This is a genomic window from Pseudomonas sp. VD-NE ins (assembly GCF_031882575.1).
In the GTDB taxonomy this organism is placed as follows: domain Bacteria; phylum Pseudomonadota; class Gammaproteobacteria; order Pseudomonadales; family Pseudomonadaceae; genus Aquipseudomonas; species Aquipseudomonas fluorescens_BZ.
The window spans coordinates 3223988-3236081 of sequence record NZ_CP134772.1; the positions used below are offsets into that span (position 1 = coordinate 3223988).

General features: G+C 55.0%; 12 protein-coding genes and 2 pseudogenes. 6 read left to right on the forward strand and 8 right to left on the reverse strand.

Annotation, left to right across the window (positions count from 1 at the left end):
• Positions 1–2: 2 nt before the first annotated feature.
• Positions 3–743 (forward strand): hypothetical protein, encoded by a 741-nt coding sequence (locus tag RMV17_RS14220; RefSeq protein WP_311886932.1) that lies wholly within the window; start codon positions 3–5, stop codon positions 741–743.
• A 159-nt stretch (positions 744–902) separates the two neighbouring features.
• Here RMV17_RS14220 and RMV17_RS14225 read toward each other — a convergent pair whose 3' ends face one another.
• The 5 genes from RMV17_RS14225 to RMV17_RS14245 all read right to left on the reverse strand — a co-directional run bounded on the left by RMV17_RS14225 (position 903) and on the right by RMV17_RS14245 (position 5149).
• The gene (locus tag RMV17_RS14225) at positions 903–1649 is read right to left on the reverse strand and encodes an FRG domain-containing protein (protein WP_311886933.1); all 747 of its coding nucleotides are present in this window, start codon (positions 1647–1649) and stop codon (positions 903–905) included.
• Positions 1650–1940: 291 nt separating this feature from the next.
• On the reverse strand, positions 1941–2456 hold the full coding sequence (locus RMV17_RS14230) for a cupin domain-containing protein (RefSeq protein WP_311886934.1): 516 nt from the start codon (positions 2454–2456) through the stop codon (positions 1941–1943).
• A gap of 171 nt (positions 2457–2627) precedes the next feature.
• Positions 2628–3017, reverse strand: a complete 390-nt coding sequence (locus RMV17_RS14235) for a putative quinol monooxygenase (RefSeq protein ID WP_034154030.1) — start codon at positions 3015–3017, stop codon at positions 2628–2630.
• Positions 3018–3241: 224 nt separating this feature from the next.
• Positions 3242–3958, reverse strand: coding sequence for an SDR family oxidoreductase (locus RMV17_RS14240; RefSeq protein WP_311886935.1), 717 nt, complete (start codon positions 3956–3958; stop codon positions 3242–3244).
• Between the two features lie 174 nt (positions 3959–4132).
• Positions 4133–5149 (reverse strand): alpha/beta hydrolase, encoded by a 1017-nt coding sequence (locus RMV17_RS14245; RefSeq protein ID WP_311886936.1) that lies wholly within the window; start codon positions 5147–5149, stop codon positions 4133–4135.
• Positions 5150–5404: 255 nt separating this feature from the next.
• On the opposite strand from RMV17_RS14245, the gene RMV17_RS14250 reads away from it, so the two are divergent.
• Complete coding sequence (locus RMV17_RS14250; RefSeq protein ID WP_311886937.1) at positions 5405–5887, forward strand: GNAT family N-acetyltransferase; 483 nt, start codon at positions 5405–5407, stop codon at positions 5885–5887.
• A gap of 153 nt (positions 5888–6040) precedes the next feature.
• Here the strand turns inward: RMV17_RS14250 and RMV17_RS14255 are convergent, their stop codons facing one another.
• Complete coding sequence (locus RMV17_RS14255) at positions 6041–7120, reverse strand: SDR family oxidoreductase (protein ID WP_311886938.1); 1080 nt, start codon at positions 7118–7120, stop codon at positions 6041–6043.
• A 74-nt stretch (positions 7121–7194) separates the two neighbouring features.
• On the opposite strand from RMV17_RS14255, the gene RMV17_RS14260 reads away from it, so the two are divergent.
• The 3 genes and pseudogenes from RMV17_RS14260 to RMV17_RS14270 all read left to right on the forward strand — a co-directional run bounded on the left by RMV17_RS14260 (position 7195) and on the right by RMV17_RS14270 (position 9193).
• Positions 7195–7599, forward strand: a complete 405-nt coding sequence (locus RMV17_RS14260) for a MerR family transcriptional regulator (RefSeq protein WP_311886939.1) — start codon at positions 7195–7197, stop codon at positions 7597–7599.
• Positions 7583–7774, forward strand: a pseudogene (locus RMV17_RS14265) (alpha/beta hydrolase family protein); the annotation flags it as partial. The gene RMV17_RS14260 and the pseudogene RMV17_RS14265, both read left to right, overlap by 17 nt.
• 69 nt (positions 7775–7843) lie before the next feature.
• Positions 7844–9193 (forward strand): amidohydrolase family protein, encoded by a 1350-nt coding sequence (locus tag RMV17_RS14270; RefSeq protein ID WP_311886940.1) that lies wholly within the window; start codon positions 7844–7846, stop codon positions 9191–9193.
• A 111-nt stretch (positions 9194–9304) separates the two neighbouring features.
• Here the strand turns inward: RMV17_RS14270 and RMV17_RS30135 are convergent.
• Positions 9305–10081, reverse strand: a pseudogene (locus RMV17_RS30135) (LysR family transcriptional regulator); the annotation flags it as partial.
• Between the two features lie 420 nt (positions 10082–10501).
• Between RMV17_RS30135 and RMV17_RS14280 the strand changes: the two are divergent.
• Positions 10502–10816 carry a DUF6966 domain-containing protein gene (locus tag RMV17_RS14280; RefSeq protein ID WP_042705006.1) on the forward strand — a complete coding sequence of 105 codons (315 nt, stop codon included), beginning with the start codon at positions 10502–10504 and terminating at the stop codon, positions 10814–10816.
• Between the two features lie 547 nt (positions 10817–11363).
• Here RMV17_RS14280 and RMV17_RS14285 read toward each other — a convergent pair.
• On the reverse strand, positions 11364–11879 hold the full coding sequence (locus RMV17_RS14285) for a GrpB family protein (RefSeq protein ID WP_186623202.1): 516 nt from the start codon (positions 11877–11879) through the stop codon (positions 11364–11366).
• Between the last annotated feature and the right edge of the window lie 215 nt (positions 11880–12094).

Sequence of the window (12094 nt, forward strand, 5' to 3'; positions counted from 1 at the left end):
CAATGACTGGTAGTGAGGCTGGAGTGCAAAAAGGTAAAACATGGAAGCGCGTCAATACTTACGAACAATGCCCACAGCTGGGCTATTTACTCGATGCGTGGGTTGCTGCGGTTGAGCGCTACACGGCACACTTTCCTGATAACCCGTGGAGCTACAACGAACGCGCCATTCTCAGCACATTGGCCGGTGCCGCCTGGACGCTGGATGGATGGGTCGCACTGGAAGAGTTCGCCACATCAAAGCGTCTAAGGAAACTGGAGCCGGGTGTCGATCACGGCGACAAACTCAGGAAGGGGCGTTGCGACTTGTTCGTCAGTTCGCCTGAAGCAAGCTTCGTCTTCGAAGCGAAACAGGCCAACCAGCCGATCGGAGGTCGATCCGATGGTTTCTCGTACGCCTACAACGCGATGGGTGCCGCTTGGGACGATATCGGCGATGTGCAGGTCGGAGAGGCAGATTACCGTTTTGCTGCGACTTTTGTGGTGCCTATGATTCCGCTCGGCGAGATAATCCCCGAGGGGGGCAAGCTGGGTGATATCTGCGCCAATAAAGTCGAAGGCTTCCTGAAGCCATGGCTCGAAAAGACAATGGGATGCTTGGGCAAAGACGCGAAGTATCAGGATTTCGCGTTCGTTTTCCCTAATCTGGGCGACAAAAACCATGTCATGCGAGGCCGATATTACCCTGGCGTCGTCTTGGTGTTGAAAGAACGTCGGCGCGCAACCTCTCGAAGTGCTGCTTAGTCGGTCATATCGCGAGAATATCTGACGTGGCTGCCCGGATGCAGGTCAAAGGATTCAGAGGGAAGGGCGGAGAGTTAGCAGGCGGTGAAGATGCATTAAAGATCGCCCCACGACAGCTCTGATGTGTCTGCAGCAACGTTCACCGCCCAGTTTTCCAAGCTACTGAAAACTGTTGAGCCGCTCCTGAAGGTCTTTAGCGATACCTTCTAGCCCCGGGTAAATGAAGGCATGTGTTATTCCGTAAAGCGCAAGCTCCCGTTTCATATCCATCCTGACTTCGAAAGGAATGCTGTACTTGGTAATCCTTCCCCATTTCAATGGTTCAAAGGGATTCTGTTGAATTGAGAAAAGCCCGCCTTGAGAAGAAATTCTCGGTGTCACATGACTTGCGAAGAATAGTCCGTCGCTTTCGAATGGCTGTGAAGCGAATGTATTGAGTGGAGGGTGCTTGACTCGCATGACATAGAATGCGGCTGAGCCATTGAATTCTTCGGTACTTAATTGTTCTCTTTTCAGCCAGTCGGCATCAATCATTTCGCCCACTGCAAAATACAGTGCAACAAGAGGGTTTGTCGTCCAATCCAATAAGCGTGTCGGCAGACCATGATGCTGCGCCAGCGCCAGCCAGTCCCATTCCGAATCCGGCACAGCACTGAGGTAGGGCCTGGCCGCAGCCTTGAAACGCTGCAATGCTTCGCGCTCGTTCACAATGCTTACCGGATATCGCAGATCAAGAACCAGCTTTCCATCTACTGACGGGACTGGTTGCGCCACCAATCGAGCTATCTTTGGTTTCAACGAGTAGTCACTACGTCGTTCACCCCTAAAAAAATAGCCATCATCCAGCGCAATGTCGCGAAGGACACTACGCAGTTCTTCAAAAGACGTGAGCGTTCGATTTTCCAAGTCCGTTCCCTGGTGTTTGAGATGAACGCGGATTTTATACATTCACGACGAAACGATGTAGCCGACATTGAATGCGCGTTGATGAAATCAGAGGATCTCAAGAAAGGATGCAGAGAGGGCTGACATCATTGACTCAGGTCCGCCATAAAGGTACCTGCGAGATACGTAATTTAACATAATATACATTACACGTAACAAGATGTTACGAGATCAGCCCGGTTGCACAGTGGATTTCAACCTGCAGAATCGCCCTGAATCCGATCCACAGCTTTTCCTTGAATTCGACGGCGCTCAACCCTCATCACGCGTCAGCCTTTCAATCAGCGTTCGATGCTGTGGAAATTGTTGCGTGAGTTTCTGCCGATCACCCATTTCCATATCGGCAAAATCAAATCCTGGCGAAACGGCTTCGCTGATCAGCCCAAATTCGTTTTCGCCGTCGAGCAACCGCGAAGCTTTCCATATTCCACCCGGTACGTGTAATTGCAAAAGTTGTCCTGCCAGAATGTCGGCGCCCATCACCAATGTCTGCAACGAGCCGTCAGCATGGATAAGGCTGTACTCAATCGCGTCGCCCAGGTGGAAATAATGCAGGATGTCGGATCGATTGAAATGAAACTGGCCCACCGGTGATTGCTGATCCAGCAGATAGTAAATCGAGGTCATCAGATGCCGTGGGCCGTTGGAGGTTTTGAGTGGGTCGCGATGATCGGCCTGATAGGTTCTACGGAAATAGCCACCTTCGAGGTGCGGCTGCAGATCCAACGTTTTGATAATGTCTCCAGCTTTGGCTTCACGCATGATCATGGTCTCTTCTCCGTAGAATATGATGCTATTTTACGTTAACTCGACTAAACCGCCATTTAGTGTAGTTAAACGTGAACCGCAAGGTCTGCGTCTAACTCATCCCTTTTCATCACTTTCCTCCATTTAAAAAGCCAGCCCGCCCAGTGCGAAAATCTTTTTCGAACTGGGCTGTTACGGTCCAGGTCGGGGGCTGAGCTCGATTGGCGTGGTTTCAATCAAGCGCTTTGACACAATCATCGACTTGGTAGTGGCAGCGTACTTTTTGAAGTGCGGCGATTCGATATGGCTTCGGTATGCCGAATCGCTGGCGTAGATTTCGAAGAAATGAAACCAGTTCGGGCGGTCGACTTCGGCGACAGCATAGATTGATATAACGCCCGGCTCTGTTCGAGTCGATTCTGAGATCTCTTCTTTGACTGCGGCTTGATAGGCCGCAACCTGTGCAGGATCGATTTCGAGTTGCGCGATGCGCACCACCAAGCCATTTTCCTCGTCGGCCACGGCTCCTCCTGCAAGTAATCCTGCCAATGCGACCATACCTAATAAACGTTTACCTATCATGTTTCCCCTCCTTCACTGCGGCAGCGCATACTCCCGCGCAAGGTCGATGGTGTTTTGAGTAATCGGCAATAACATCCATGGGGCAGCCTCTTGGTAAAGGGCGACGCTTTTTCCCTGTGAAGGTCTTTGTCCACCGACCGCTTCTGGCCGATTTCGTCTGTCGAGCGCTTCGAGACCGCAGACTGACAGATTAACAACGCTGGCTGAAAATCCACTTCGTATCGCTATTTCCCACCGAGACTCCCTCCTCCATCGACGCTGATCACCTGGCCGGTAACGAAGGATGCCCCCTCGCTTAGCAGGAAGGTAATCAGCGAGGCCACTTCTGATGGCGTGCCCAGTCTTTGCATCGGAATCGTGGAGAGTATCTGACGCTCGCCCTCACTGCCCACGGGCCGGTTTTTTCGGAAAAGCTCGGTGTCTATAGGGCCCGGTGCGACTGCATTGACCGTAATGCCAGTGGGCGCCAACTCAAGTGCCCACGTACGCGTGATACCCACCAATGCGCTTTTTGCGGCAGCGTAAGCTGTTCTGTCACGGGCTCCAAAAATGGCACGGCTGCAGACATTCACGATGCGTCCTGCAGACGATCGCTTCAGAGACGGCAAGCAAGCCTGGGTGATTTGTACCGAGGCTCTGACATTCAGGTCAAAAACGTTTTGGAGTGTTTCGAGTTCAAGCGTTTCCAGGCTTTGCGGAGACGCAACGCCTGCGTTATTGACGACGGCATCAATGGAAGTCCGCTCCAGGAGTTTCTCGAGCACTTCACCCGTTTGCTGAGCATCGGATAAATCACAGAGCAACAGCTTCCCGGGAAAATCATCAACCGGATGCCTGGCAATGCCGACCACATTCCAGCCTGCCTGATTCAACTGAGTACTGAGTGCAAAACCGATCCCTTTGGTGGCACCAGTGACCAGTGCCGTTCGGCTGTTGTTCATGGTTACCCTCTCATCTTCCGACGCCAGCCCCATTGATAACACTTCAGAACCCTATCCGACAGACAGGCTTTTCTTGGTATTCGAGACACGTTTTCGAGGCGGCTCGTCCAACAGCCGTTTATATTCCCGGCCAAATCGATGGGCGCTTTCATCGAAGCTGGCTACGCCCAGGCATCAAAGCTTTCTGCTTTGAAGCCAGTTATCAATGGCAACAACGAGTTCTGACTTACACTCCAGCGGCAGCCAGTGCGCGCCTGGCAGGCTCGTTATGGTGAGGTCTGCACAAGCCGCCCGCATCGGGTCGGCCAATCGATTGCCCTTGATATTGTTCATCTGGTCGTAGTCGCCGTTCACAAACAGCACAGGCAATGACAACCTGCCGCCATCCGGCGCGCGACGAGCGTAGGCGATGTTGGCGTCATCGTTTAGATACCATGCGCAGGGAGAGCGGAAGCCTCGCTCCTCGAATGCCTGCAGCAGTGCGGAGAAGTCCGTCACTGGCCAGAGCGCCAGATCAGGCTGCATAGGCGGCGCACGATGACTGACGCCGAACCGCCCTCCTTTGCGTGTCACTTCGGCATTCGACGCGACCTTGCCAATACTCGCCGGGTCTCCACGTCGATAAATCGAAGCCAGCGATGCCGCTTTGTCCGCGTCCAGATCAGCGACGGCGGATGTGAAGTGCGTGTTGTAGTAGCGGTAATAGTCCCATTGACCATCAGGATACTGATTGGCTGGATAGATCGCCCGGTCAACCAGTGGAATCAGCGTCGATAATGCGTTCGTGTCGGGGAAATACGGCACGGAGATCAGCACCACGCCGCGACTACGCTGTGGTTCGTGAGCCACCAATTCACCGGCCACTACACTGCCCCAATCGTGGCCAACCCAGACAGCGGGCTTGCCGTCCAGATGGTCATGAAGTTCGGCCATGTCCGCCACGATTTTTTCCATCGTATATTCACCGGTGGATTCTGGCGCGGCAGAACGGCCATAGCCGCGCATATCCGGTGCAACGCAGTGCCAGCCTTTTGCAGCGAACGCTTCCATTTGCGTGCGCCAGACCAGGCTAATCTCCGGCCAACCATGCAGGAACATCATCAGCGGCCCGTCGTCTGGCCCGGACTCCAAATAATGCGTCGTATGGCGCGGGGTACTGAAAATGCGTGAGGTCAGCGTGAGTGTGGACATGAGAACTCCCCTGCGTTATCGCCGGACATGTGTACAGCGGCTGCGCCCCTATTGAAAAGTAGAGACCGCCGACTGGGCGATAAGGTCATTGTCCATTTTTACCTTGGCGATCAAGTGATATCCATGCATCCCGCCAACATTCACTACCACCTCGCGATCATGTGTCGCAGTGAGATTAATGGCTTGATCAACCCCAGGCCCCACAAATCAGGCGCTCTATACTGGCCTTCCAGGATGGTAAATTGAGCGCAAAATATGCCCGTCACACCCAATCAAAATTTCCCAGTCATATTGGTCTTGGCTCAACAAAGCGACTTGGACAATCTGGTAGCCATTCGAATTGAGGCCATGCGCGAAAGTCTGGAGCGTGTTGGGCGATTTGATCCGGTGCGTGCGCGTGAGCGGTTTCTTAGCGGTTTTGAAGCTCACAACACACACTACATCGAGGTATCTGGAGAGAGGGTTGGTTTTGTAGTGGTCAAGCATCACCACAATGAACTCTTGCTCGACCACTTGTATGTGAGACCGAGCGCGCAAGGATCAGGTATAGGCTCTGTTGTTCTCACTCAGATTTTCAAAGTGGCGGATGCGGCTGCGCTCCCTATTAAAGTTGGAGCTCTCAAAGAAAGCGCTTCGAATCGCTTTTATATCCGCCATGGCTTCCAATTCGTCGAAAGCGGTGAATTCGACAATTATTATGTTCGTCAGAGCGTACCGGCGGCTGGCCCAGCTTGCTAGCTGGAGGTGACGCACCTCAAGGTACGTTTTTACATCCCTGTCGCTGAATGGTCGTTCGATAGAACGCCGCCCTGTATCGACGGCGCAAAGTTTGGGCACACGAGCAGCCGACTAATCCCGATAGAGTGCTATTCGCCTTCGTGTCGCCAAAGGTCAGAGGGCCTGGCCCTTGGCTATGCAATACGTGTTGACGAACATTGCAGTGTGCTGCAAAGACTGGCGTATATCCGGTTTGGCTATTCCATGCCTGTTGGCAAATTGCTCAACCGCCGCCGTATTAAAACGAGTGGTCTGGATAAAATCCAGAGCTTCGGGTTTTGAATTCAAGAACCTCGCTACGGGAGGAATACTCAGTAGCAGCTTCAGCAATCGAAGTGAAATGTGATGCTTGGGAGACTTTAATCCCAAAGGTTGTGCAACCTGTTTCAGGAGTTCTCGCAGGTTTGGCGTCTGGTCATCAAGCGCCAGCAGTTCCTGACCCACCATGGCAGGATCAAACGCACAAACTGCCACCAGTTCAGCCAGGTAATCCACGGTGACCAGTGGCAGCCAGTGCCTGGCGGTGCCGGGCACCGCAGCCAGCTTGCCCTGCACAAGGTTGCGTATCAACTCCACCAGCGGCTGACCGTCAAGGATATGCCCTGTGCGGCTGTGGCCACAGACCGTCGCAGGATGGACAACAGTAAATTCCCCGCCCTTGGCTGCCATGACCTCCAGGGTCGCAAAATGCGCCTCCAGCTTGCTTCCTTCGTAACCACCGACACGCCGGTAGACGGCAGGCCAATTCGTCCGTTGCGGATAACGAGCGTCAATTCCGATGCGTTGTAGGTGTTCATGATTTTTCAGCATGTAGCCGCCGATCATCACTAAACGGCTTTTTTGCTCAGCCGCCAACAGCGCCACGCGCTTTGCCCCTTCGACGTTCACCGCACGAGAGTGCTCCACTGAAAGCCCCCATGCGAAGTGCGCGCCCAAATGGAACATGACGCTGGCGCGCCTCAGCACTTCTCGGTCAGCAACGCTCAGCCCGAGGTTGTCTTGTTCCAGATCGCCAGCGACGGCGAATACCCGGGTTGCGCACCCGCCCAAATTATCGACTTGCTCGCGCAAGGCTGCCAGTCGCTCCGGGCGACGCATCAACACCCGAACGGCGTGACCTTTCGCACTCAGGTTCGCCACTAAATGTTGACCGATGAAACCAGTCCCGCCTGTGACAAAGCACTCCACGCTCATTTCCATGTTCCTTGTTGAAGGTGAGAAATCAAGCGTAAAGTATCGACCCCACTCTACAGTCAAGCGGTGTTTCCATGAAAATCGGCGAACTTGAAGCGCGCAGCGGCGCCAGCCGCCATACGTTGCGTTACTACGAGCAAATCGGCCTGATCTCACCGCTGCGGCAAACCAACAACTATCGCGTTTACAACGAGCAAACTCTGCAGGATCTGGACTTTATCCAGCGCGCGCAAAGCATGGGGTTTTCTCTGGGGGAAATAGGCGAGATTCTGGATGCGCAGCGCAACAAGCTGATCGATTGTGCTGAAGGCGCGAAGCTGATTGAAAAGAAGATGGCCGACATCAAACAGAAAATCGCCAACCTCCAAAGCATTTATCGGTATCTGGATGAAGAGCGTGCAACCCTGGAAGCCAGTGCCGCCAAGCAACTTGAGCTTCAGCGACTGAGCAACTCTGCCAATCGCACGATTCGACAGTGAACACTGGGCCAGTCGCGTGGTGGATTGGCTGGAAACCCGAAGCGACGTTGATGCCAAACGTATCGGGCTCGAAGGTGTCTCGTTGGGCGGCTATTACTGCCCGCGAGCGGTTGCATTCGAACCACGCTTCGCCTGCGGCGTGGTATGGGGCGCCAACCACGACTGGCGTGATGTGCATCTGCTGGTCGTCCCCTCGCCTGCTCTCTAGCCTCTCTTTGCAGAACAATCACAGAGCGAAGACGCCATGACTGCCCTGCACCTGAAATGCCAGACACTGTTCGACGGCGCTGGAATGGAGACCCGCCAACAACAGACATTGATCGTCGAAAACGGCCTGCTCAGTTACGTCGGGCCTACCGCGTTGGCACCCGCTCCCAAGCCAGGCGATACGCAGGTGGATGCAGGGGATAATTTCGTCATGCCGGGGCTGGTGGATGTGCACACGCATCTGGCCTTCGGTAACGCGCAGAGCGAAGAGGACATTGATCTGTGCACCAGCGACGAATTTCGCGCGCTGCGCGGGATGTTCTTCGCGCAACACGTGCTGGCCGCCGGCATCACCAGCATGGTCTGCCCCGGCGACAGCGGCCAGCTCAGCATCGCCGTGCGCAATGCCGTCACCGCAGGTTTATTCGAAGGGCCGAGGATCGCGGCCAGCAGCCGCGTCATCACCAATCGGCAGAGTCTCAATGACTGGTTCCCGAGCCGGGTCGGCGCCCCGGAATACTTCACCGCCCAATTGGTCACCAGCCGTAGCGACGCCCTCGCGGAGATCCGCAAGCAGGCCAAGGACGGCGTCGACCTGATCAAGATCGCCATGGACGGCACGCACCGCCGTCCCAACGGCGAAATCATCGCGGCCTTTACCGCCGACGAGACTTTCGAAATGGTCGAGGAAGCGCATCGTCTGGGCTGCAAGGTCGCCACCCATGCTTACGGTCGCGAAGCCGTGATGTACGCGGCGCGCGCGGGCGTTGATCTGGTCTTTCATGCCTTTTACATGGACGACGCGTGCATCGAAGCGCTGCTTGAGGCCGGCAGCATCCTTGCCCCGACCATGACGTTCCCGCAGAACACCGTGGATTTCTGCCAGCCCCATGATCCGGCGATCAGCACCGGCTATGCCGGTTATTGTGCTCGCACACTGGACGTCGGCTCGGCGGTACTCAAACGCGCCAAAGCGGCGGGTGTTCCGTTCGCCTGCGGCAGTGACAGCGGTTTTGCGGTGACGCCCTATGGCGAATGGCATGCACGCGAATTGGAGCTGCTGGTGACCCGGCTTGGATTCACCCCGGCCGAAGCGCTGTACGCCGCGACCGCTGTTGGTGCGCGCTGCATGCCGCGCGGTGAAAGCCTCGGCTCGCTGCAAGTGGGCAAGCAGGCCGACTTCCTCGTGCTCGATGGTTCACCGCTGAACGACATTCGCATCCTTCAGGATCGTTCGCGCCTGAAGGCCGTTTACAAGGCCGGCCAACCGGTGCGCATGGATCGCAGCCCCTACAACCCCAAGCAAGTGTCCGATTTCAACTCGCTGAAATGGACCGATCTTTACACCCGCGACCGCGTGGCCCAACTGGGCAAGTGGGCCGTATGAGGACAGAGGCCATGCAACGACTTTATCTACTGACTGCGACGGACATTGCAAGACTTGCACAGCCTCGGGGAAAGCCAGCGGTGCCGGGTGGACGCGCAACGGATAACGCTGGGCGAAACGCTGCGCCTGTCGTTGAAACACCGTGGCAATGCGCGCGGTGCCAATGATGTACTCCGGCATCAGCACAAAGCTTTCAACGGTCACCGCCACTTGCCGTTCAATCCCGAGTTCATGCAGATGCATGGCATCCATCGCCAGGTTGTGCCCGTCGGCAAACTCGCGCACCACATGCGCCGCGGCGCGATAGTCGGCCATGCTCAGTTGCTCGGCAAACTGTGGCTGTTGCGCGCAGACGATGCAACAGAGCTGGTCAGTCAGGAGCGGCATATGGGGATAGGCCGGATTCAGCCGTCGCTGCGGCACGATCACACAATCACTGCGCCGATAATCGAGCGCTTCGCTGACGACATCACCGTCGCGTGGAACAGGTATGTCGCGCAGACTCAAGCGAACACCCGGAGCGATACGCGCCAAAACACGGCTGACAGCCGGAAGCAGCACGTCGGCGACGTAATCGGAGGCTACGAGGGTGATGTGCCGGTCGCAGTTCGCCGGATCAAAATTCTGCGGCGCGTCGACGATCTCCCGTGTCAGCGCCAACGCTGCACGCACTTTTGGCAGCAACTCCAGGCCCAGCGCCGTGGGTTCCAGGCGGCGCCCCACTTGCAACAGTAACGGGTCGTTGAAATGTTCACGCAAGCGGCCCAATGCCGAGCTGGCAGCTGACTGCCCCAGGCACAAACGCTCGGCCGCTCTGCTGACGCTGCATTCGCTCAACAAGGCGTCGAGCGCAACCAACAGATTAAGGTCGAGGCGTCGATATCGCATGTGGGTTCCGCTGAAGGTGATGGTGACGTTTTTGCCACTGTTTACGGGCAGGATCAAAAACGAATCATGACCTTAGCGAGCTGTGTATCAATGCGCCAATCGCGTGTTTGGTTGGGAGGTATCGTTTACGGAGATACCAAGCGCCACTGCGCGTAATTAGTTACTCATGGGAAGCCACTAATAGAAGGGCCAACGCGCACCATTGAGGATCTGGCAGGTAAGCAAAAGCGCTGCGATCACTTTTGATCGAGAGTAACTTATAGGTTGCTCGAAAATTGGTGCTCGTGGACGGCAATCGGCCAAAAGCGGCCCTTGGACAACCTGATTGCGAAACAGTAGCTTATGTAGCGAGACTGACGAAAAATACTCGGCGGTGGGGTTCCTTCCCATACCGTGATTCACCTTGGACGATGTCAAGAAATGGGACCTAAAACCGAAGAGCTGATCTGCGTTCTTGATCAGCTTGCAGCAATGCTTGAGAGCGATGGAGATACTCACTGGAGCCTGTGGATGCGTAAGGCAAGAGCACGCTTGATGGATTCTGATTACTCCGGAATTGAGTACCTACAGTCAGCCTATGGTGGAATGGGCTCATTCAATGATCTCATTCTTGGTCAAAGTGATGAGAATGGCGTCCTTTGCTGGAAGCCGGGTCATGTTGAGCTAAACGAAAGATTCGATGAATTGCGCAATGAAGCCGCGAAGCTTGTCGAGCTCATAAAGCGAACTACATAAAGGGGCGCAGTTATCAAACTACGGTATTCAAAGGGGTTAGGCTTGCCACCGACGCATCTCACTTTGATCAGCTCCGTCGACTCCGTTTCCGGCAGCCTGGTGTTTGCCTACACAGAAGTCGGGGATTACAGAGTGCATTACACATCACGTGCCGAGTTGTTGAGCATGCTCAACAGCCTTTTGCATCAGCGCGTGCCCATTGCTGTCGGAGGCATGCTCCCGGGACCTGCCGACGAAGTCGACATGTTAATAGCGAACGAAGTACTTGAAGGCCCCTACATAGAACTGTCCTGGTCCGGCCCCCAGCAATGGACTCTGCGCGAAATCGACTCCACCACTGCTGAATGGCAACCAGTACCTGACACTCGAAGTATGGCCAATATGTCATTCGATCCGAAGTCCCTGAAATGCTCTGGCTGAACTGGCTAAGAAATTAATACAAGTTCACGCGGTTCTTCGTATCTAGCACCAATCACCTACGGTCGCGACCAGCAGCAATCGGCCAAAAGCGGACACTTGATTCCGGGGTCGCTCAGCGACCCATCGGTCATTCAGGAATGGATATACCGGCATGAAGTAGCGCCGCGATAATAAACGGAGACTTTTTCTCCAGATACTCAGCCATCCCACCAATATTGCTCGACTCCAACTGAAACTTCAGCGCTTCATACTGCTGGCGGATCGAGGCATCGCGCCTAAGCAAATCTCTGAACCCAAGCATCTGGGTGATCGTAAGGTGGCCACGGGTACAAGCGTGGAGCTTGTGCGTGCGAATCCCATCCACATTACGCCGATAGAAATGATGCCCTTCCGATAGATCACTTCCTCGTACATATCCCAAACCCATCAACACCTCGTCCCGCGCCGAGGCATTGCGATGATCGAGAACCTCGATGAGCACATCGATCTCGGGCTTCGCTGCGAGCCCTGGAACAGAGGTGCTTCCAACGTGGTGTATGGCAATCAGTTCATTGCCAAAGGCCGAAGCGATGAGTGGTGTGTCTGCCAGAAAGCGGGCGGGCCAAGTGGGATTGTAGGGAGTGATCTTGCTGGTCAATGCCATATCCGTTCCTTGGCGACTAATATCTAAAGCACCGAATTTTCCGTCAAAAAATACGCATCCGCCAGCGACTGATAACGAAACCTCGGCATTACGGCGATTTAGCAGATCGAATTAGAATCTGGCCGAGGTGGGTAGCTGTCCTGTCCAGCGTCTGCTTCTGGCCGATTGCTGCCTTTCGTGAGAGGCTGAAATCGACTCAATGCAGACGCTGACCA